Raw genomic sequence first — 22,355 nt, forward strand, 5'->3', positions numbered from 1 at the left:
ACTTCTAAACCCCTCCCTTTTTCTTGTTTTTTATAAGATTTATTAATCCACCATATATAAGCATCTCTTTTTCTCTCTCCGTTACTTCAGGTAGAGTTTTATACTCAGATCCTTTTGTTATATTTTTTACAATAACTATGCCTTTTTTAATTTGATCTACGGCACCTTCTATTATTAATTCATCCATAATAGCTATATCTTCATAATCTTTAATGTCTTCAAATACCAATGGGATTATAGCATTGTTAATCAAATTAGCCTTATGAATTCTTGCAAAAGATTTCGCGATAACGGCCTTAATACCTAAGTAAAGAGGTGCCAATGCCGCATGTTCACGACTGGAGCCTTGCCCATAATTTGATCCGGCAACTATGATTCCACCACTATTCTCCTTAGCCTTAGCTGGAAATTTCTCATCACACGGAGTTAAACAAAATTCTGATAAATAAGGTATATTAGATCTAAATGGAAGTAATTTTGCATTAGATGGCATTATATCATCCGTTGTAATATTATCTTCTAATTTAGTTAAAACTTTTCCTACCACATTTCCCTTTAATTCTTCCGCTTTAGGGAATGGCTTTATATTCGGTCCTCTTTTCACTTCTATATTTTTACCATCCTCTGCTGGGTTTATTATTAAATTATCATTAATCAAGAATTTTTCTGGCATGGGCACTTTAATTGCTTCACCGAGCTCTCTTGGATCCGTTATATATCCTGTAAGTGCCGATGCAACAGCCACTTCTGGACTTACAATATAAACATTCGCAGACACCGTTCCAGATCTACCTTTAAAGTTTCTATTAAAGGTTCTAAGTGATACTGCTCCAGTTGAAGGCGCTTGTCCCATTCCTATACATGGACCACATGCACTCTCTAAAATTCTTGCACCAGCATCAATCATATCTCCGAGTCCACCATTTTTGGAAAGCATATTTAGAACCTGTTTTGAGCCTGGTGCAATAGCAAGTGACACTTCATCAGGTATGGTTTTTCCTAGAAGTATTTTCGACACCTTCATCATATCAACATAAGAAGAATTAGTGCAGCTTCCTATTAACACCTGGTCTACCTTTATGTCTTTTAAAGATGATGCAGAGACTACCCTATCCGGACTATGAGGACAAGCAACAAGAGGCTCAATTTTACTTAAATCTATTTCAACTATCTCATCATATACTGCACCATCATCTGCTTTAAGTTCCACATAATCTTTTTCTCTACCTTGTGCTTTTAAGAATTCATGTGTAATCTCATCACTCGGAAAGATTGAAGTTGTGGCTCCAAGCTCTGCGCCCATATTAGTAATTGTTGCTCTTTCTGGTACGCTTAGATTTTTCAGCCCGGAGCCAGCATATTCAAATATTCTATTAACTCCGCCCTTAACCGTTAAGAGTCTTAATAATTCTAATATAATATCTTTAGCTGAAACCCAAGGGTTAAGCTTTCCTAATAAATCCACCTTTACAATTTTAGGCATTGTTATATAATATTCTCCACCGCCCATAGCAACCGCAACATCTAATCCTCCTGCACCTATAGCAAGCATCCCTATTCCCCCACTAGTGGGAGTATGACTATCCGAGCCAAGTAAAGTTTCACCTGGAACTCCGAATCTTTCTAAATGAACTTGGTGGCAAATACCATTGCCAGGTTTAGAAAAATATATGCCATGTTTTTTAGCAACAGTTTGTATATATAAATGATCATCTGCATTTTCAGGCCCGGTTTGCAAAATATTATGGTCTATATATGCAACTGATTTTTTGGTTAATACTTTATCAATTCCCATAGCCTCAAATTGAAGATAAGCCATTGTACCTGTAGAATCTTGTGTTAACGTTTGATCTATTTCAATTGCGATTTCACGTTCGAAAATCATTTCACCCTTAACTAAATGAGCCTTAATTATTTTTTGTGCAACAGTAAATGCCATGATATCCCTCCATTTTTCATTTATAAATAGAATTTACAATGTCTAACTTATATTAACAAGCTGCAGTCTTTTGTGACTTTACACTTAGCTGTGGAATAATCTCTTTTGCAATTAATTCAAGCTCTTCACTTTTCATTACAGTATTTCTTCCAGTTTCATATTGCTTATCAACCCATTCTTTTATAACATTAATTCCCTCATCTTTTTTACTTATCTTGTCTGTTCCCCTTAATCTAAAGTAAGTATTAACCCAAGCTGCTATACCTGCGTGTCCTGAATGTTCATTAACTGCTACAACAATTGGCCTGCCTAATATTTTCTCAGTATCAAAAATATTATATATTTCTTCATCTTTTAATATTCCATCCGCATGTATGCCAGCTCTCGTAACATTGAACTCACTCCCTACAAATGGTGTTCTAGGTGGAATACTATATTTAAACTCACCTTCAAAGTATTTGCCAATTTCACTTATCAATTTAAGATTCATATCTTTTACATTTCCTCTTAGTTGACCATATTCTATAATCATAGCCTCAAGTGGACAGTTACCTGTTCTCTCACCAATACCAAAAAGCGACGTATTTATAGCTGCACATCCATGAGTCCATGCTGTAGTAGCATTGGTCACTACATTATAAAAATCATTATGTCCATGCCATTCAATACACTCAGGCGGAACTCCTGCATAAATTCTTAATCCATGTATGATGTTTTGTACACTCCTTGGTAACTCGGTTCTCGAGTAAGGTAACCCAAGGCCTAATGTATCACATGCTCTAATCTTTATCTTGATACCCGATTTCTTAGAAAGTTCCATAAGTTTTTGTGCTAGTGGCACCACAAATCCAAAGAAATCAGCTCTAGTTATATCTTCGAAATGACATCTTGGAGTTATGCCATTTTCTAATGCTTCTTCTACCAATGAGATGTACAAATCCAGGGCCTGCTGTCTTGTTTTATTCAATTTTTTGAATATATGATAATCAGAACAAGACATAAGTATTCCCGTTTCTTTGAGCCCCATGTCCTTCACTAGCTTAAGATCTTCCTTGTTGGCTCTTATCCACGAAGTTACCTCTGGAAATTTATATCCTCTTTCTAAACACTTTTCAACCGCTCTTCTGTCTTTTTCGGTATATAAAAAAAACTCCGTTTGTCTTATTATCCCTGAATTATTATCAAGTTTATGTAGGTAATCAAATATTTTAATTATTTGTTTATCAGTATAGGTATCCATTGCCTGTTGCCCATCTCTAAAAGTAGTATCCGTAATCCAAATATCTTCAGGTATAAACATTGGAATCTGTTCATTATTAAAAACCATTTTTGGAATTTCTGAGTATGGAAATATTTCTTTAAATAACCTAGGTTGTTCTTCATTACTTGCCTTAAAATTATTTATTACCCTCTTATGGGAATCATTGTAATTTGTTATCTTCATCTCTTTCATTTATTTTCCTCCTTGCTGTATACCCTATCTCTATTTATAGAATATACATATTTGAATTTTATATGCATTAAACTTTCAATTTATTTATTATTATATAGCCTAAACGCAATTTTGTAAAGATATTCTGCAATTTCTTATAATTAATCCGTCATTTTTTTGTTCATATCAATATTTCCCTATACCCTTAAGTAATAATTGTATCTTTCTTTAAAGTAATAAAATGCACAAAATCCTCCATTATAAAGATAATTATCTTTATAATGGAGGATTTTGTTTTGTGGCCTAATATTATATTTCTATAGATTCTTTGTATATATCTAGCTTATTTCCTGGTTTATTTTGATTAAGCCATCTGTAGGCAACAATTAAAATTATGCTTCCTACAATAAAAGCTGTACCATGAATTAATGTAGCATACTTTCCGCTTATTAATTGGAAGGCTCCTGAAATTGAGATCGCCGTAGAATTATTTATAAAGTGTGCAAATATACTTAAATAAATTGAACCTGTATTCAAATATATAGATCCAATAATTAATCCTAGCAAAAATGCATTTATGCCCTGAGGAATATTCATATGCATCAACGCAAAAAATAAGGCTGATACTATAAGTGCCAATGTTGGATTTATTTTGTTAGCCATACCCCTTAGCAATATCCCTCTAAAAACAATTTCTTCATATATAGGTGCTATAACAACAGCACTAAGTATCATTATAATAGGTGACATCGCCAGCTCCTCAAATGCTTGATTTATAAAATCAGGCATAGGTATCTTATTAACCCAGTAAATTAAACTATTATCATATACTATACGAAAGCCTATAATTATTAAAGCAACATAAATAAAATTCTTTCTATTAAACCTTTTTTTATGAATTTTTTCACAGGAATTTTTACTATGCCACTTTAATAAAAGAGTAATAATGAAATATTTAACTAACACTCCTGTAACAAATTTCAAATAGGGGGCTACTTTTGTAAAACGTTTAAAAAATAAATTTAAAATTTCTATGGGTATTTGACCTAATATCTCCAATAAAATTGCTGTAAGCATTACAAGAAAAGCTTTAATTATAGTCATTTGTTTAACAGTTATCGCTTGATTTTCTATATTTTTTAAAAATTTCATATTATAACACCCTCTAACTTATTATATTTTAACATAGTTGCAGTTTATACCATCCTAAGTATACTATATATGTGTTTAACTGTCGTTAAATTACATATATTATATTACTTACCAAATTGGTTATTTTAATAAAGGTGTATATTACATTAAATATATATTATATAGATGAAAAAAGTTATCCACATTGTTTTCCGAAAGCTGTTTCCTATATAATCAAAAAATAACAAGCCAGAAGGTGGCTTGTTATTTTTTTGAAGATGACTTACTTTAAATTCGGACTATCTACTCTGTAATAGACTTTAAACATTTCCACCTTATTATTATGCTAAGATTTCCTTCTACTAGTTCCACTGAAATTTCATGCCCCATTTGTTCAACTAGTTGTTTTGTTATAGCAAGTCCAATCCCTGTACTTTTCCCTGTTCTTGCTCTATCTGCTGTAAAAAATCGTTCAAATAAACGCTTCGCATCTTCATCACTTAAATTTTGGGCAGCATTTTGAAATATTGTAACAATGTATTCATTACTGCGTTTTAAAGAGATGGCTGCATATCCTTCACCATATTTAATAATGTTTTGTATTAGATTTGAAAACACTCTCTTTACTTCAACTTCATCTCCTATAATAAAATAAGGTTTTTCTTCTATATCAATTTTAGGTTCCACTTCGCAATTTAAAAAATCATTATAAAATGAAGCCACGCATTCACACAATATATTATTTAAGTTTAATGATTTCATATCAAATTTATATTCATTACCTTCTAGTCTTGATAAATCATAAAAACTAGTTATTAAGGATTCTAAGGATTTTGTTCTGTTTTTTACTATATCTATATATTTCTTATTTTCATCTTCAGATAAACTATTATTATCAATTAATTGCATATACCCCATTATCGAAGTTAATGGAGTCCTTAAATCATGAGATATATTTGAAATAGCTTTTCTAAGCTCTAAATCCATCTTTTTATATTTAGCTTCTGACTTTTGTTTTTCTTCTAGGTTTTTGTTTATTCCCAAAGCTAACCCATGTAATTGCTTATTATCATAAGATAATAGTATTTTTGAACTAGTCTTAGTCTTATTAATTTTGTTTAATTGATTGTTTATACTTTTAATTTCACTATATAGGAAAACATAAAGGGTAACAGATATGACTACCGCAGCTAGTAATAAAATTATTATTATTCTTTGCATAAATATCACCCCTTCCTCTAATATCTAAAATATATTATCCGTATGCTACTCTAATTTATTTAACGACATTTCAGAAGGAAAGTCCCCCTCTTCTATAAGTAGGAGTTACTTGCCCTAATAAATAGAAAACTTCAGTGGGAATATAAATCTCCTTCTGAAGTCGATAATACAACTTCTGTGAAGCTGTTGCAGCTCCGCAGGAGATCATTTAACTTCCTTTTTTTCAAAATACACTATAGTTATAATTGTAAATACTAATGTATAAATAACTCCCATTAAAACCGAAGATATTATAGTTTCGCTTGTTAATGATGATGTTGAAATTTCATTTATTTTTTTTGTAATAAGAATATTTTCCAGGTATTTAAACTTATCAGAAACAAAGAATGAAAGCACTCCAATAATCTTGTCTGTAAATATAAATATTCCAGAATAGACAAATGCAAAAATAGTATTATTTTTAATAATAACAGCTAAGAAAGTACATATTGCTATAGCTGCTATCCATAGAGGCGTGGCTACTAATGATTTTTGACAAAACCTTATTATAGTTATAATTAGTTCATTATTTACTCCAAATACTACAAATGCGCTCCCAAAATACAAAACTAATATAATAATTTCTGCTATAAATGCAAGGATAACTGTAGTTATAAGCTTTGATAAAATTATTTTACTTCTTGTAACTCCAAAAACCACAACATTTCTAAGCGTTTCATTTTTGTTTTCCTCCGATGTAATCATATCCACAAATCCAACTACTAGAAATATTGGTATAATAAGGGTTGACATAGTGAACTTATCAAACATACTATTAATACTATCAGTGGGAATATGACAATGTACATTTAAAATCATAACATTAGCTAATATAGATAAAATACCTATAGAAGCTGTATAAGCCCAAAAATATACTCTATTAAAACTTCTATAAAGTTCAGCTTTTATATAATTAATCATGCTTATTACCCCCAATTAAATTTACAAAATACTCTTCTAAACTCACACCACTGTTATTAATTGAAAATAGCTTAATTCCATTATTAATAAGCGCCTCTGACACTCTCTCTGGAGTATCTATGTGCTGATATAATCTAATTTCATTTCTATTTAACACTTCATATTCCATGGCTCCTAGCTTATTTTCTATTATAACGGTGGCTTTTGAGGTATCATCTACTTTAATTAATAGGTATCTTCTACATTTTTCTTCTAGATTCTTTGCAGATATTTGCTCTACAAACTCGCCCTTATTAATAAATCCATAGGTATTTGCAAGTTGAGATAGCTCACTTAATATATGGCTAGATATAATTATTGTCGTATTTCTTTCTCTATTAAATTTTAATAAAAGTTCTCTTAATTCTATTATTCCAGTAGGGTCAAGACCGTTGGTAGGTTCATCTAAGATTAGTAAGTCAGGACTTGTCATTATAGCTAGCGCGAGCCCTAATCGTTGTTTCATGCCAAGTGAAAAATTTTTGAATTTTTTCTTGCCCACATCCTCAAGACCTACCATTTTAATTGCCTTATCCACACATTCTTTTTCTACAACGCCCCTTTGCAATCTATAGTATTCCAAATTTTTCTTTGCTGATAAATACTTGAAAAAACTTGGTGTTTCAACCATGCATCCAAGCTTTGTCCTTGAATTATTTAAACCGGCTTTTGATACTTCATTAAAAAGTTCTATTTCTCCGCTTGTTGGTATAGATAATCCAGATATCATCCTAAGAATTGTTGTTTTTCCTGCACCGTTCTTACCTACAAGTCCGTAAATATCCCCTTGTTTTAATTCTAAATCAACATTATTTACGGCAAAGTCCTTACCATACTTTTTAGTTAATTTTTTTGTTTTTAAAATTATATCCCCCATTAAATTCCCTCCCCTTATCTTATATATTTATAATAGTACTTAAAGTATAAGAAACCTTAAGGAAACCCTTAAGAAAGTATTAAGATTTCTAGCTCATCTTATAACCAATTCCCCATACTGTATGAATATACTCACTATCTGGATCAATTTTTGCTATTTTTGAGCGAAGGTTGCTCACATGAACATTTACAGTGTTATCATCACCAAAAAACTCATCATTCCATACAGTCTCAAATATATTTGCTTTAGTAAACACCTTATTTGGGTAAGACATTAACATCTCTAAGATATGAAACTCTCTTGGTGTAATGTTAATATTTTCTCCTTTAACTAGTGCCTCTACTGCTTCACTATTTAAAATTAAATCTTTATACTTTAAAATATTTTCACTTTTACTTTTATTAGAAAATATCATATATCTTCTGAGTTGTGATTCAACCCTTGCTAGAATTTCATTTACATCAAAAGGCTTGGACACAAAATCATCTGCACCTAGTCTTAGTACTTCTATTTTTGTATCCTGTGCTGTCTTCGCAGATAAAACTATTATTGGCATAGTTTTAATTTTTCTTATGATTGATATAAGCTCCTCCCCAGATATACCCGGTATCATTAAATCTAATAAGATAATGTGAAAATCATACTGATTTATGCACATTCTTGCTTCCGATCCTGAATATGCAGTTTTCACATAGTATCCATGTTTACTCAATATTCCACATAACAAATTATTTATATCTATATCATCTTCTACCACCAATACACTTATATTATCATTCATCCTACTCATCCTTTATAAATTAATTTCATACATCATCTTACATATGGAATTTTATCCATATATAGTTTAGATTTATATAATTTCAGTATACTTTTGTTTTATTAATTTGTAAAATTATTAAAGTATTTCCTTTATAATACCTATTATGGGGATCTGAATCTTGATAATTAGCTAATATAAATTGTTCACTACGTTACTAATTCAAGTAATATCTATTGGACAGTCAGCTGAAAAAGGTCTGTAGTGACTAATGTTTACTTCTCATATTTTTATCATAGTTATGGTATACTATCATTTTAAGGCGGTGATAATAATGGATGTAATAAAAGGTCTGATTCTTATTGTTGATGATGAAAGTAGAATTAGACGAATGCTTAAGGACTTTCTCGTTAGTCATAAATATGAGATACTTGAGGCAAGCAATGGAAAAGAAGCGATGGAAATGTTTTATTCTAATAACAGTAAGATAGATTTAATTTTATTAGATGTAATGATGCCAATGAAGAATGGATTTGATGTACTTTCTGAAATTCGTGAAGACTCGATTACTCCAATTATTATGCTTACTGCTAAGGGGGAGGAATATGATCAATTGGCTGGATTTAAATTTGGTGCAGATGATTATATATCTAAACCTTTTTCGCCGTCATTACTTCTTGCACGACTTGAAGCTGTATTAAAAAGAACTGGTAAGCGAAAGGTCGAAAATGTTGTTATAGGCAATATATCAGTTGATAAGTTAAAAAAAGAAGTAGTTTGTGCCAATGAAAAATTAGACCTTACACCCAAAGAATATGATTTACTTTTATACTTTATTGAAAATAATGAACTAGTTTTAGCCAGAGAACAAATTTTAGATGCCGTTTGGAATTATGATTATGTAGGCGATGCAAGAACAGTTGATACACACATAAAGCAATTAAGAGCAAAACTTGTATTCAATTGCCAATATATCAAAACCGTCCATGGCGTTGGTTATCGCTTTGAGGTGAAAAATGAATAAGACAATTAAAACTAAAGTTACTATATTTGTTGGGCTAATTATTTTTTCAATTGTAATATTACAAGTAATATTCAATATATTTTTAGCAAATCCATATTTTAAGGCACAAAAAAGCAATGTAATTGAGCAACTATTTAGTCAAATCAATCAAAATTACAGTGATGATGATACAAATTTATACAATATCGTTAACCACCGCGAAGAAACTGATAATTTAAAAATTACAATTTTAGATAAATTAAATAATGTTATTTATAATAGTTATGGGGGAAATAATCCATTTCCCCCAGATGCACCTCCTCGTTTTAAAAGTGAAAAGGGTAGAGTAATATTTTCTGAAAATCCACGCGCTGAGTTGCAGGTGAACTATAGAACAAATGAAGAAAGCTTAATGCTTCACGGAATAATAAATTCTAAAAATGGAAAACGATTCATTGTAATTGAAACACCCATTTCTGGAGTTGAACAGAGCGCAAAAATTCTCGCTAAATTTAGTGTGTTTATTTCTATTTTTGCATTACTATTTGGTGGATTTGCAGCATATATATTTGCTTCGAAATTCAGTAAACCTATTAAACAAATTGATGAAGTGGCACGAAATGTGGCTATTTTGAATTTTACTAAAAAAGCAGATGAAAATTTGCCTGATGATGAAATAGGAAGGTTAGCTAAGAACATTAATATCATGTCGAATACACTTTCACAAATGATTTCAAAGCTTACAAGCGCAAATCAAGTCCTGCAGAAAGGTATTGATTACCAAAAGCAAATAGAAAAAATGAGAAGAGAATTTATTGCGAATGTTTCCCATGAGTTAAAAACCCCACTTTCATTATTATTGGGATATTCCGAAATGTTAAAAAATGATGTAGAGGGTATCGATAAAACCTTTTATTATGATGTAATTATTGATGAAAGCCAAAAAATGGATCAGCTTGTTAAGAGCTTGCTTGATATTTCAAGCATTGAAAATAATTTGGTTAAATTAAAAAAAGAAAATATTAAATTGGGAGAAGTTGCATCACTTCTTACTGCAAAAAACCATGTATTGTTTGCAAAAAAAGATATTATCTATAGTCCGCATTTTGAAAATGATTGCTGCGTTAGTGGTGATAAAATACACTTAGAGCAAGTGATGAAAAATTATATGATAAACGCAATTTCACACACAAAACCAAATAATATGGTTAAGATATCTGTTAAGAAACAACAAGAAAATGTGGTGTTTTCAATATATAACGAGGGCGTAAATATTCCTATTGAGAATATCGACAAGATATGGGACAGCTTTTATAGGACGGATCAAGCAAGAACAAGAAATGACGAAAACAATGTTGGATTAGGGCTTTACATTGTTAAAACAATTATTAACGCTCATGAAGGCGATTATGGTGTTATAAATCATGACGGTGGCGTTGAATTTTGGTTTTCTTTGAAAAGCACAAATTAATAATTTAATCTGCTTAACGCTTAGGCGTTAAGCAGATTTTTTTATTTAAGCTCACAAAAACATCACAACTGTTAAATATAATTAGAATTAAAGAAGGAGATGATTAGTCACTATGTATATTTTCAAAAATGCACTTAAAAATATTTCGAGAAATCTAGGTCGAAATATTTTAATAGGAATTATTGCGCTTGTAATCGCAGTTTCTAGCTGTGTTGCTTTATCTATTAAACAAGCAGCAAAAACTGCCCAGAATGAGGGACTAAAAGACTTATCAATTACAGCCACAATTGGAGTGGACATGACAAAAATCCAAGAACAAGCTAAGAATGACAGACAGGCATTACGTCAGCTTATGCAAAACAATCCGGCTATTACCTTAGCTGAAATGCAAAAATACTCAAATTCAAGCTATGTTAAAGATTTTAATTACTCATTAGAAAGTTCTATTTCAAAAAGTGATGGCATCGAGCCATACACTGAAACTGAGACCACGACAACCGGAGATACAAATGGATTTAAAGTTGTCACTAGTGACAAAAAAGACTTTGGAGGTATGGGGCAACAGGGTGATTTCACAATTAGGGGATATAACACAGAAAATGCAATGACATCCTTTGTAAATGGTACAAATAAAATTGCATCCGGTGGAATTTTTTCATTTGATAAAGCAGATAACTCCTGCCTAATAAGTGATACACTATCAACTTTTAACAATTTAAAGGTTGGTGATAAAATAAAGTTATCAAACCCTAATTTAAGTACGGAAACATATGAACTCACCATAAAGGGCATTTATAGCACAACCGCTACAAGCGATAATAAAATGATGAGATTTTCCGCATCGCAGGATCCTGCAAATTATATTTATACAAACTACAACACACTAAAAGCAATTACTAATAACTCAGAAAATAAGGCGCAAAAATCTACTGACCAGAATGAAAACGAAACTACAACAGCTTTAAGATACCAAACTAGTGGTATATATTCTTTTTCAAATATAGAACAATTTAATAACTTTAAAGCTGATGTGGTATCACTTGGACTATCCAAAGACTATGCGGTTACATCAGAAGATGTAACTAATTACGAGCAAAGCTTAGTTCCACTTAAAAATTTAAACAAATTCGCAGACATATTTCTTTTACTTGTTTTTATAATCGGTGGAACGATTTTAGTTGTACTTAACATTTTCAATATTCGTGAACGTAAATATGAGGTAGGAGTATTGACTGCTATTGGAATGAAAAAAATAAAAGTTGCATTTCAGTTTGTTATAGAGCTATTTTTAGTTACTTTTGTTGCAATAATTATTGGGACATCAATTGGAGCAATAGCTTCTGTACCAATTGCAAACACATTACTTGAAAGCCAAGTAACATCAGCTCAAACACAGCAATCCACCCAAAATGAAAATTTTGGAAGACCGGGAATGGGTCAAGCTGGAGGAAGTGTTCAAATTCGAAATTCTTCAAAAAATAACGATGTCAGCTATATTAAAAATATAACAGCAGTAACTGATATTAATGTAATATTGCAGTTAATTGGAATTGGTATACTACTTACAATAATTAGTAGTTGTGGAGCAACAATATTTATCTTACGCTATGAACCGCTTAAGATATTGTCAAATAGGAATTAGGGGGAGAGGTATATGAGTATATTAAAACTTGAAAGTTTGTCTTATTCTTATGATGGTAATAATCAAAAGATTTTAAATGATATTAATTTTGAATTTGAAAAGGGCAAAATCTATGCAATTATTGGAAAATCAGGCGCAGGTAAAAGTACACTTTTATCTGTATTATCGGGGTTAACTACTCCAACTGAAGGGAAGATTTTATATGATGGTAAAGATATTAAAAAAATAGATAAATACCAATATAGGAGCCGAATGGTGGGAGTTATATTTCAAGGATACAATTTGTTGCCTCAACTGACAGCACAGGAAAATGTGGTATTATCACTTGATGTATCTGGAAAGAAACTAGAAAATAAAAATGAAATTGCTCTAAATATGTTATCAAATTTAGAACTTGATGAAACAAAATCAAAGCGTAGAGTCCTAAAGCTTTCTGGTGGTGAACAGCAAAGAGTTGCAATAGCAAGAGCATTATCATATAATCCAGATATAATTTTAGCTGATGAGCCAACAGGTAACCTTGATAAAGACACAGAAGAAGGCATAATGAAGATTTTTTTAGAACTGGCAAGGCAGCAAGACAAATGTGTAATTATCGTTACTCACTCATCAAAAGTAGCTACATTCGCTGACAAAAAAATAATGATTGCTAACGGAAAATTCGATAATAACGATGATAGCAAGCTATCTTCGCTTTAAAATCCACCCCACTTATTCCGTAGATGACTTCCATTTTAAATGAAATTAAACCCTCTTATTTAATTAAGAGGGTTTAATTTCGTATTAATATTGGCTTATATAGATTAATTACATCATCAATTTTCCTTATTTATGTTATTTTTGTGTTATTAATATAATAAGCAAAAATTATGTCAATAATAACCAAAAGAGTAGAGCGTGCTGTTATATCATAACCATATAAATTGTTTTTTTCAGAATAAGCATTTATAGAAATATCTACAAGTTTAGATAAAGTAGAATCAGGAGTATTAACAATAGCAACAGTTTTAAAATTCCTATAGCTTAGTTTTTCAGCAATAGTAGTTAATGTATGAGTCTCTCCACTGTTTGATATAAAAATTATCAAATCATCATGGGTTGAACTTTTATCTAAAAGATCAATTATCTGAGATTCATATATATAGAAACTACTCTTGTTGGACTGCATTAATAGTTTTGAAAAATATTCACCCATGGGCTTTGAGAGGCCAACAGCGACTATAATGATTTTCTGAGACCCTTTTATCATTTTGACTAGTTTATTAATGTTTCCTATAGATAATTTATCAAGAGAGTGATTGATATTGTTTTTAATTACACCTATATAGTTATATATGTTAGGAGTAGATGGTATGTCAATATTTTTTAATATATATTTAAGCTCTGAAAAACCAGATAGTCCAAGTTTACTACACATTCTAACAATAGTGGTATTGCTGACATTGTTTTCTTCAGCCATCTTGGTAAGAGATTGTTCTTTTGCCTTTTCTAAGTTTGAGTCTATGTAATAGAAAATATGTTTTTCAGCATAAGTTAAGTAATTTAACTTATCAGCGAAATAGTTAACAACAACACTCAAATATAATACCTCCAATTTTTATGATGTTTTATAACGAATATTATAATTACATTATACACATCATAATGCGGAAAAGTAAAATTATACTTTCTTTGTATAACAAAACTTTATCTCTTTATGTAATAATTATCTTGTAAATGTAAAAGATTTCACAAATCAATAAGCCCTCATATATAAAATGATAAAGGAGAATGATCATGGATTTAAAAAATATGACTAATAGTGAATTAATCATTTTAAATCAAAAATCTTTAAAAAAAGAAGAAGTTATAAAAAAACTAATAGACAAACTTTATGATCAAGGTATACTTTCATCAAAAGAAGAATTTTTTAAAACTGTAATGGAGAGGGAATCACAGTCTCCAACAGGACTAGAAAGAGGGGTTGCAATACCACATGGTAAATCAACTTCAGTAAATAAAGCAGCTTTTGCAGTGGCTAGGTTAGAAAGTCCTATAAATGATTGGGAAAGTGTAACGGAAAATAATGATGTTGAATTAGTATTTTTATTAGCTATCCCCAAAGCAGAAGAAGGCTCAACTCATTTAAAATTGTTAGGTGAACTTGCATCAGCTTTAATGTATGAAGACTTTACCACAAATTTAAAGAAGGCTAAAGATATTAAAGCGTTTATAGCGGCGCTAGATTATAAAAAGGTTAATAATGAAGTTGTAGAATATAATAAGACAGTTTTAGCTGTTACATCTTGTGCAGCAGGAATAGCTCATACATATATGTCTGCTGAAGCACTAGAAAAGGCCGGTAAGGAAATGGGAGTTAGAGTGCTTACTGAAAAGCAAGGCGCTAACGGTATAGAAGATAGACATAGCCAGGACGATATAAAAAATGCAGATGGAGTAATATTTGCCTGTGATATAGCCGTTAAAAACATTGAAAGATACAATGGTAAATCATTTGTAAAGGTAAAGGTAGCAGAACCACTAAAGGATGCTAAGGGTTTAATTGTGAGAGTTTTAGAAAATCCAGATGGCAAAGTAGAGAGTGGAGCTGTATCAGAATCCTCTGTGGATAGCGGTGTTAAAAAAGGCTTCTTAGCTGGAATGATGGAAGCTATAATGACTGGTATTTCTTATATGATTCCAGTTATAGTTGCAGCTGGTCTTATGATGGGTATAGCAAAACTTTGGGCTATGGGCCTAGGTCAAATAGATAACTTGAATAAATTAGGAGAAAGCGCAAATCAATTATACGTATTCTTATATTATTTAGATAAGTTTGGTGCATTAATATTTAAGTTTATATATCCAGTATTCGCAGCATATGTAGCATATTCAATTGCAGATAGACCGGGTCTTGTACCAGGATTTATAGGTGGTGCTTTTGCCGGTGGATTGCATTATACCTTCTGGGAAATCAAAGGAGGGATACCTTCAGGATTCTTAGGTGCTTTAATTCTTGGTTTAGTCGCAGGTTACTTAACCAAGTTCTTAAATGAAAAGATCAAGTTACCAAAAGATCTTCGAGCAATGAAGCCAATGTTCTTATTACCAGGTATAGTTGTATTTGTTATTTTTGTGCTAAATTTCTATGTTATTGATCCTGTCTTTGGAGGTTTAAATGGTTGGTTATCAAATTTAATTGCTTCTTTTAATACTGGAAGTACATTAATATTAACTTCTATAATAGCAGCTTGTACAGCATTTGACCTTGGAGGGCCAGTAAACAAGGCAGCAGGTGCTATAGCTATGGGGCTTGCAGCAGATGAAATATTCCCTTTAACAGGAAGAGTATTATCTATAGTAATTCCTCCAATAGGGCTTGGACTTGCAACAGTTTTAGATAAATATATAGTTGGAAGAAGAGTATTTGATGAAAACTTAAGAGTTGTTGGTAATACATCTATTGTGTTAGGGCTCATAGCAGTTAGTGAAGGCGCAATACCATTTATGTTAAAAAATCCATTAATAACCATTCCAATCAATGTAATTGGTGCAATAATTGGTTCATGTACAGCTGTTGCGCTAGGCGCTGTTCAATGGAATCCATTACCAGCAATATGGGGATGGCCTTTAGTAGAAAATTTATGGGCTTACATAATAGGATTAATAGTAGGTGTATTATTCATAGCTTTTGCTAATATTTTTATAAGATATCATATTATTAGAAAACACGAGAAAAAGACAGCTTTATAAATAAAAGAACTAAAAGCTATATTTATAGCTTTTAGTTCTTTCACTAGTGATTATGATTTAGGAGGAGAATATGAATAAAAAGAAAAAGGTATATATAGTACCACATTCTCATTGGGATAGAGAATGGTACTTTACAATAGAGGATTCAAACGTACTGCTAAGCCAAAACATTCCATACCTTATTGAAGTGTTAGAAAAGGACTCAGAATTTAATTCTTATACATTAGATGCACAATTATCAATAGTTGAGGAATATTTAGTGCTTTATCCAGAAGATAGGGTGAAATTAGAAGAATTGATTAAGGAAAGAAGAATATTTGTAGGGCCTTGGTATACTCAAACTGATACATTGCTTGTAAATAAAGAATCAATAATAAGAAACTTATTATATGGAACAAGACTAGGAAATAAATTTGGCCACTCTATGACGGTAGGATATCTACCCGATGTATTTGGACAAAATCAATATTTACCTTCAATTTTTAGGGGTTTTGATATAGAAGACAGCATACTTCAAAGAGGAGTATACACAGAGGATTTAAAAGATAATTTAAACTTTAGATGGTCATCACCTGATGGAGAAAGAGTTAAGGCTAATAATATTTTCTTGGGTTATGGCCCGGGTAAATTTCTAACTACAGATGATAAATATATAGAAGAAAAACTAATACCAATGTTAGAAAAGTTGGAATCTTTAAATGTGGGCTCAGATGACCTATTATTGCCAGCAGGAGGAGACCAAGTTCTAGTTAGAAATCATTTTCCAAAAACTATAAAAGAGCTTAATGAAAAGCAGTATAAGTATGAGTTTATATTGTCTAACTATGAAGACTTTATGAAGGATACAATGAATAAATCTTTTGAAAATGAGATAAAAGGAGAACTAATAGCTTGTCAAAAATCAAGGATACATAATACTATAAAATCTCAAAGGTATGATATTAAAAAAGCTAACTATGATGTGGAAAATAAGATACTTTATATATTAGAGCCACTTGCTGTTATAGGGAACTCCTTAGGGTTAAAATATCCAACTCCATGGGTAGATATAATGTGGAAATCATTATTTGATGTTCATGCTCATGATAGTATAGGTGGATGTAATTCTGATGCTACAAATAGAGGAATTTTAAATAGGATCGAGAAGTCTGATAGGATTTGCTCAGGATTAATTAATGTAATTAAAAAGCAAATTACTACAGCTATTAGTAAAAAAGTAAGAAATGAAAATATAGTTGTATTATTTAATACTAAAGTTTATAGCTCAGTAGAAAATGTTGAAACAGTTATATTTAGTGTGAAAAAAAACTTTAACTTAAATACAATAGAAGGAAATTCGGCCGAGTTTGATATAGTTAAAAGAGATTATATAAGTGGCGGAAAGCAAGTAGTGGCAAGTGCTGATGGAGATACTCAAATAGAGCTTCCTGGCTATTATAGAAGTGAAGTAATTATAAAAAATGAAGAGCTTAAAGCTTTGGGATATAAGACCCTTATCGTTAATGAAGGTGAAATAAACAGTGAAAATATACTAGAAGTTATTGAGGACCATGAAATAGAAAATAACTTCTATAAAATAAGGTTAAAGGATAATGAAATTACATTAATAAACAAAAAAACAAGTGAAGAAGTTACGGACATCTTCTATTTTGAAGATAGTGAAGATTGTGGAGATTCTTACGATTATTCTCCATCTTCAAATGGAGAACGCACAGTTATAAGTAAGGCTATTCTTTTAGAAGTTAAAAAATCTAAGAACATAAACAAGATGATTATTCAGCATAGAGGAGTTAATTATAAATCTTGTGAGATAATTGTAAACACAGAAATAGAGCTTAGAAATGGTGAATCCACTATAAGAATCAAGCATCATATAGATAATACGGCAAAGGATCATAGAGTAAGAGTTGTTTTAAATACTAATGTAGTTAGTTCAACTTCACTAAGTGACCAGGGATTCTCTTTTATTGAAAGAAGTAATACTAATAAATATCTAAAAAACTGGAGAGAAAGTGGATTTGTAGAAGCACCAGTACCAATATATGCCTTAGAGAATATGGTTATGTTAAAGGATGAAAAGTATACTTATGGGGTTATTACCAAGGGCATTAAAGAATATGAAATTCTAGAGAATTCAAAGATAGCATTAACACTATTTAGAAGTGTTGGGTTACTTGGACGTGATGATTTACTCTGGAGACCAGGTAGAGCTTCTGGAATAAACAATAAGGTTGTTTACACTCCAGATGCACAAATGATCAAAAAAATGAATTTTGAATATGCCATAACTCTAAGGGATTCCTCGGAAGAATTATTTAAACAAGTTGACAAATTCATTGGAAGATATACAAGTTACCAAAAGCAGAATCTGAATTTATTTGAAGAGAGAGTAGAAAGGTTTGAGATTCCATTAAATCTTGATGTTAATGGAGATGAATATTCATTAATGAAAATAGATAACGCAAATATAATACAAAGTGTATGTAAAGAATCCTACGAGAAAGATGGGTTTATAGTAAGATTATTTAATCCAGGATATAGTGAAGAAGTGGTTAACTTATATTGTGATAAATTTAAATCCATAAAGTTAACTAATCTTTATGAAAAAGAGATTGAAGAAGTTAATGGAGAAATTAAAGTTAAGCCTAGAGGATATGTAACTATAAAGATAATAGTATAAGAAGTGGAGGTTTTTATGAATAATTTAGAATTAACTAGCGCTGTAGTTGAAAAATTAAAGTTTATTTATGGATCAGAATATAAAGATGAATTTAAAGATGAAATTGAAAAACTGATAAATAAGTGGGAAGAAATAAGACTTACAAAGGCAGATGCTATTTCAGAAAAAAATGTATATTTGATAACTTATGGAGATAGCATCTATGAGGAGGGGGTTCCAACAATAAGAACTTTAAAGAAGTTCTTAAATAAAAAGGTAGGAAACACTATAACAGACATTCACATTCTTCCAATGTTTACTTATACCTCTGATGATGGATTTTCTGTGGTTGATTATATGGAAATAAATAAAGATTTAGGTGATTGGGGATGTATAAAAAATTTATCTGAGGATTATAGATTAATGTTTGATTTTGTAGCTAATCACATTTCTAAATCAAGTAGCTGGTTTAAGGGCTACTTAAGTAATGAAAAAAAATATGAAAATTATTTTATAAAAGAAGATAATAATTTTAATACTAAAAATGTTATAAGGCCCAGAACATCACCATTATTCCATAAGTATGAAGGCGAAAGTGGAATAAAAACAGTATGGACAACGTTCAGTGAAGACCAAATCGATGTGAACTTTGGATGTTTTGCAGTTTTATTAGAAATGACAGATATATTATTAAACTATGCTAGAAATGGCGCAACATCAATAAGGTTAGATGCTATAGGTTTCTTATGGAAGCAGTCTGGCACAAACTGCATGCATCTCCCTCAAACCCATGCAGTTATTGAGGTTTGGAGACTATTGTTTGATTACTTTAAAGAAAACACTCAAATAATAACGGAGACTAATGTACCTCACAGTGAAAATATAAGTTACTTTGGAGATAAGAGTAATGAAGCAAATATGGTATATCAATTTCCGTTACCACCACTAGTACTATACACTCTTACAACCCATAATTCTAAAAAGTTAACAGAGTGGGCAAATACTATAGATAAGGTATCTGATACAGCTACATATTTTAACTTCTTATCAAGTCATGATGGAATAGGGATGAGACCAACAGAAGGAATCTTAACTGATAATGAAAGACAAGTTTTAGTAGATAAGGTTAATAAAAATGGAGGAAGAGTTTCTTATAAGAATAATGCGGATGGAAGTAGGTCGGTATATGAACTTAATATTAATTATAATGATGCTATTATAAATATAGATGAAGATATTACTTTAGAGGATGAAGTTAATAAGATAATAGCTTCAATTTCAATATTACTATCTTTTGTAGGAGTACCTGCTATATACTATCATTCATTATTAGGATCAAGAAATGATTATAAGGGCTTAGAATCGTCAGGAATAAATAGAAGAATTAATAGAGAAAAGCTTGAATTTAGCAAGCTATCTAATGAATTAGATAATGATGAAAGAAAAAAGGCTATATTTAATAGAACAAAGGAATTAGTTGAAATTAGAAAAACACATTCAGCATTTTCACCTTTTGCATCTCAAGAGGTTTTAGATTTAGGAGAAAATATATTTGTATTAGAAAGATATAATGACCATACTAAAGAAAAGATAACATTTATAGTAAATGTAGACTCAAAAACAGTAAAAATCAACCCTAATATTGTGGGGATTGACATAGTTACAGGCAGAGAAATAAAGGGTAATATTGATCTAAACCCCTATGAATTTGTATGGATAAAGTAACCAATAAGCCCCCCCTATAGGTGGGGCTTATTAAAATTAAATTATATATATTTTTCCGTTTCTTCATACTCTTTAAGTTCATTAACCAAATGCTTAATCTCCTGATCCTTATTCTTGTCCATTACGAGTATTACATCTCCTGCATCGACAATTATAAGATCCTTTACACCAAACCCAATTATAAGTCTGTCCTTACCAAATACTGAGCAATTTTCACTCTCTTCCATAAACGTGTTACCCAATACATTGTTACCTCGTAAATTACTTAGAAACCTTGAAAGTGCTGCAAAAGTTCCTATGTCATCCCATACAAAGTCACATTTTATAACAAATGCCTTTCTAGTTTTCTGCATTATGCCAAAATCTACTGATATTCCATCTATTTCATTGTACTGTTCTTTTGTTACCTCGGTTTCTTCATCAGTCTCTAAAGCTTGATATATAGTCATTAATCTTTTATACATCTTAGGTAAATACTTCTCCATCTCTCGTAAGTACACATCTGCTCTCCATACAAACATACCACTATTCCAAAGGAAGTTTCCTTTTAAGAGCAAATCCTTGGCTACTTCGGTATTAGGTTTTTCTAAAAATCGTTCTACTTTGAACGTAGGCATATCAGCGTTTACCCTATCTCCCATTTCTATATAACCATACCCAGTTTCTGGTCTTGTGGGCTGTACACCTATGGTGACTAGTCCTCTTTTTTTATTTGCAATTTCAACTCCCTGTAAAATAGTTTCTTTAAACTCCTTTTCATTTTCTATATAATGATCAGAAGGTAAAACTATCATGGTTGCTTCCTTGTCCTGCTTCACTAGCTTGGCAGCGGATAGACCTATACAAGTGGCAGTTTCTTTATTACTAGGTTCCACAAATATATTTTTTTTATTAATTTCTGGAAGTTCCTCACATATTTTATCAAAATAATCTTCATTTGTAACTACATAAATATTTTCATTTCTAACTAAACATTTTATTCTATCCACAGTGCTTCTTAAAAAGCTCTTATTATTGATAATATTCAAAAACTGCTTCGGGTTTTGTGCACGAGATAGAGGGTAAAGTCTTGTTCCTTTTCCACCTGCTAAGATTAGTACGTATAGCAAAATACCACCCCAAATTATTACTCATTTCATTTTATGATTCATAAGTCTATGTTGTGAGAACAATTTATAATATTGTTTAAGTATTTAGTTTTATAAATTTGAAAATTGCTTATACTTCTTATCATATTTTGAAAAACAAAAAATGTGTAGGCTGAAAAATATATTTTTCATCCTACACACTTTTTGTCTAGATGTTTTTATTTCTCATCCGAGATAATACCTTCTTTATCTAAAACAATACGCTCTTCATCAAAAGGCGAAACAAATTCAAATCTGTCTGTTGACATTTTGCCTCCGCTTTTTCCAAGTAATTCTAAATCATCGTATTCGTCAATATTATATTCCTTTAAAACAGAGGTCATATCCTTTTCTCCCTGGTATGGTAGTCGCGTTACAAATGAACGAAATAATTCTTCGCTGAAATACTTTGAATTTACTATAGGAAAACGCGGCAATGGAGAGAATCCATATGCTTCAGCCTTTTTAACACCCTCAATATCATATTTGAAATAATATTTTTCCGTTCCTTTACTTAATTCGCCTACTTTAAATGTTTCTTCTTGTTCATTCTTCCATATCATCCATATTACGTTCTTCACTTTGCTAGTCATTCCTCTCACCCTCTTATTAAAAATCATACTATTATCATGCTCTG

The 22,355-nt window shown here is 30.9% G+C and carries 17 protein-coding genes; 7 read left to right on the forward strand and 10 right to left on the reverse strand.

The genetic code is table 11. From position 1 onward, the window contains the following. Positions 1–4: 4 nt before the first annotated feature. The 7 genes from KTC92_RS11605 to KTC92_RS11635 all read right to left on the reverse strand — a co-directional run bounded on the left by KTC92_RS11605 (position 5) and on the right by KTC92_RS11635 (position 8,380). Positions 5–1,939, reverse strand: coding sequence for an aconitate hydratase (locus KTC92_RS11605; RefSeq protein WP_220286906.1), 1,935 nt, complete (start codon positions 1,937–1,939; stop codon positions 5–7). Between the two features lie 52 nt (positions 1,940–1,991). Next, a complete protein-coding gene (locus KTC92_RS11610) occupies positions 1,992–3,383 on the reverse strand; it encodes a 2-isopropylmalate synthase (protein WP_220286930.1) in 1,392 nt (463 codons plus the stop codon). 297 nt (positions 3,384–3,680) lie between these two features. Further along, positions 3,681–4,523: a CPBP family intramembrane glutamic endopeptidase gene (locus KTC92_RS11615; protein WP_216303334.1), complete on the reverse strand. Its 843-nt coding sequence runs from the start codon at positions 4,521–4,523 to the stop codon at positions 3,681–3,683. 282 nt (positions 4,524–4,805) lie between these two features. Then, positions 4,806–5,723, reverse strand: coding sequence for a HAMP domain-containing sensor histidine kinase (locus KTC92_RS11620; RefSeq protein ID WP_220286907.1), 918 nt, complete (start codon positions 5,721–5,723; stop codon positions 4,806–4,808). A 204-nt stretch (positions 5,724–5,927) separates the two neighbouring features. Beyond that, positions 5,928–6,683: an ABC transporter permease gene (locus KTC92_RS11625; RefSeq protein WP_220286908.1), complete on the reverse strand. Its 756-nt coding sequence runs from the start codon at positions 6,681–6,683 to the stop codon at positions 5,928–5,930. Beyond that, on the reverse strand, positions 6,676–7,599 hold the full coding sequence (locus tag KTC92_RS11630) for an ATP-binding cassette domain-containing protein (protein WP_220286909.1): 924 nt from the start codon (positions 7,597–7,599) through the stop codon (positions 6,676–6,678). The genes KTC92_RS11625 and KTC92_RS11630 overlap by 8 nt, the downstream gene beginning before the upstream one ends. 88 nt (positions 7,600–7,687) lie before the next feature. Further along, positions 7,688–8,380, reverse strand: a complete 693-nt coding sequence (locus tag KTC92_RS11635; RefSeq protein ID WP_216303330.1) for a response regulator transcription factor — start codon at positions 8,378–8,380, stop codon at positions 7,688–7,690. A 313-nt stretch (positions 8,381–8,693) separates the two neighbouring features. On the opposite strand from KTC92_RS11635, the gene KTC92_RS11640 reads away from it, so the two are divergent. From KTC92_RS11640 to KTC92_RS11655, 4 genes are all read left to right on the forward strand, one after another. Further along, complete coding sequence (locus tag KTC92_RS11640; RefSeq protein WP_216303329.1) at positions 8,694–9,383, forward strand: response regulator transcription factor; 690 nt, start codon at positions 8,694–8,696, stop codon at positions 9,381–9,383. Further along, on the forward strand, positions 9,376–10,833 hold the full coding sequence (locus tag KTC92_RS11645) for a cell wall metabolism sensor histidine kinase WalK (protein ID WP_216303328.1): 1,458 nt from the start codon (positions 9,376–9,378) through the stop codon (positions 10,831–10,833). The genes KTC92_RS11640 and KTC92_RS11645 overlap by 8 nt, the downstream gene beginning before the upstream one ends. Positions 10,834–10,945: 112 nt before the next feature. Further along, on the forward strand, positions 10,946–12,475 hold the full coding sequence (locus KTC92_RS11650; RefSeq protein ID WP_220286910.1) for an ABC transporter permease: 1,530 nt from the start codon (positions 10,946–10,948) through the stop codon (positions 12,473–12,475). A gap of 12 nt (positions 12,476–12,487) precedes the next feature. Further along, a complete protein-coding gene (locus tag KTC92_RS11655; RefSeq protein WP_216303326.1) occupies positions 12,488–13,174 on the forward strand; it encodes an ABC transporter ATP-binding protein in 687 nt (228 codons plus the stop codon). A gap of 130 nt (positions 13,175–13,304) precedes the next feature. Here KTC92_RS11655 and KTC92_RS11660 read toward each other — a convergent pair whose 3' ends face one another. Further along, positions 13,305–14,054: a MurR/RpiR family transcriptional regulator gene (locus tag KTC92_RS11660; protein ID WP_216303325.1), complete on the reverse strand. Its 750-nt coding sequence runs from the start codon at positions 14,052–14,054 to the stop codon at positions 13,305–13,307. A gap of 197 nt (positions 14,055–14,251) precedes the next feature. Between KTC92_RS11660 and KTC92_RS11665 the strand changes: the two genes are divergently transcribed. The 3 genes from KTC92_RS11665 (at position 14,252) to KTC92_RS11675 (ending at position 20,591) form a co-directional block, all read left to right on the forward strand. Next, positions 14,252–16,207 (forward strand): fructose-specific PTS transporter subunit EIIC, encoded by a 1,956-nt coding sequence (locus KTC92_RS11665; protein ID WP_216303324.1) that lies wholly within the window; start codon positions 14,252–14,254, stop codon positions 16,205–16,207. A 70-nt stretch (positions 16,208–16,277) separates the two neighbouring features. Continuing rightward, a complete protein-coding gene (locus KTC92_RS11670) occupies positions 16,278–18,887 on the forward strand; it encodes a glycoside hydrolase family 38 C-terminal domain-containing protein (protein WP_216303323.1) in 2,610 nt (869 codons plus the stop codon). 15 nt (positions 18,888–18,902) lie between these two features. Continuing rightward, positions 18,903–20,591 (forward strand): sugar phosphorylase, encoded by a 1,689-nt coding sequence (locus KTC92_RS11675; protein WP_216303322.1) that lies wholly within the window; start codon positions 18,903–18,905, stop codon positions 20,589–20,591. A gap of 41 nt (positions 20,592–20,632) precedes the next feature. On the opposite strand, the gene KTC92_RS11680 is transcribed toward KTC92_RS11675, so the two are convergent. Both KTC92_RS11680 and KTC92_RS11685 read right to left on the reverse strand, forming a co-directional pair. Then, positions 20,633–21,700 (reverse strand): mannose-1-phosphate guanylyltransferase, encoded by a 1,068-nt coding sequence (locus KTC92_RS11680; protein ID WP_216303321.1) that lies wholly within the window; start codon positions 21,698–21,700, stop codon positions 20,633–20,635. A 197-nt stretch (positions 21,701–21,897) separates the two neighbouring features. Beyond that, positions 21,898–22,311 carry a HipA N-terminal domain-containing protein gene (locus KTC92_RS11685; RefSeq protein ID WP_220286911.1) on the reverse strand — a complete coding sequence of 138 codons (414 nt, stop codon included), beginning with the start codon at positions 22,309–22,311 and terminating at the stop codon, positions 21,898–21,900. Positions 22,312–22,355: the final 44 nt, after the last annotated feature.

The sequence above is a fragment of the Clostridium sp. CM027 genome, assembly GCF_024730565.1.
GTDB lineage: Bacteria > Bacillota > Clostridia > Clostridiales > Clostridiaceae > Clostridium_AD > Clostridium_AD estertheticum_B.

Coding starts and splice junctions, on each gene's coding strand:
- KTC92_RS11605 (WP_220286906.1), bottom strand. CDS start 1,939: ATGGCATTTACTGTTGCACAAAAAATAATTAAGGCTCATTTAGTTAAG.
- KTC92_RS11610 (WP_220286930.1), bottom strand. CDS start 3,383: ATGAAGATAACAAATTACAATGATTCCCATAAGAGGGTAATAAATAAT.
- KTC92_RS11615 (WP_216303334.1), bottom strand. CDS start 4,523: ATGAAATTTTTAAAAAATATAGAAAATCAAGCGATAACTGTTAAACAA.
- KTC92_RS11620 (WP_220286907.1), bottom strand. CDS start 5,723: ATGCAAAGAATAATAATAATTTTATTACTAGCTGCGGTAGTCATATCT.
- KTC92_RS11625 (WP_220286908.1), bottom strand. CDS start 6,683: ATGATTAATTATATAAAAGCTGAACTTTATAGAAGTTTTAATAGAGTA.
- KTC92_RS11630 (WP_220286909.1), bottom strand. CDS start 7,599: ATGGGGGATATAATTTTAAAAACAAAAAAATTAACTAAAAAGTATGGT.
- KTC92_RS11635 (WP_216303330.1), bottom strand. CDS start 8,380: ATGAATGATAATATAAGTGTATTGGTGGTAGAAGATGATATAGATATA.
- KTC92_RS11640 (WP_216303329.1), top strand. CDS start 8,694: ATGGATGTAATAAAAGGTCTGATTCTTATTGTTGATGATGAAAGTAGA.
- KTC92_RS11645 (WP_216303328.1), top strand. CDS start 9,376: ATGAATAAGACAATTAAAACTAAAGTTACTATATTTGTTGGGCTAATT.
- KTC92_RS11650 (WP_220286910.1), top strand. CDS start 10,946: ATGTATATTTTCAAAAATGCACTTAAAAATATTTCGAGAAATCTAGGT.
- KTC92_RS11655 (WP_216303326.1), top strand. CDS start 12,488: ATGAGTATATTAAAACTTGAAAGTTTGTCTTATTCTTATGATGGTAAT.
- KTC92_RS11665 (WP_216303324.1), top strand. CDS start 14,252: ATGGATTTAAAAAATATGACTAATAGTGAATTAATCATTTTAAATCAA.
- KTC92_RS11670 (WP_216303323.1), top strand. CDS start 16,278: ATGAATAAAAAGAAAAAGGTATATATAGTACCACATTCTCATTGGGAT.
- KTC92_RS11675 (WP_216303322.1), top strand. CDS start 18,903: ATGAATAATTTAGAATTAACTAGCGCTGTAGTTGAAAAATTAAAGTTT.
- KTC92_RS11685 (WP_220286911.1), bottom strand. CDS start 22,311: ATGACTAGCAAAGTGAAGAACGTAATATGGATGATATGGAAGAATGAA.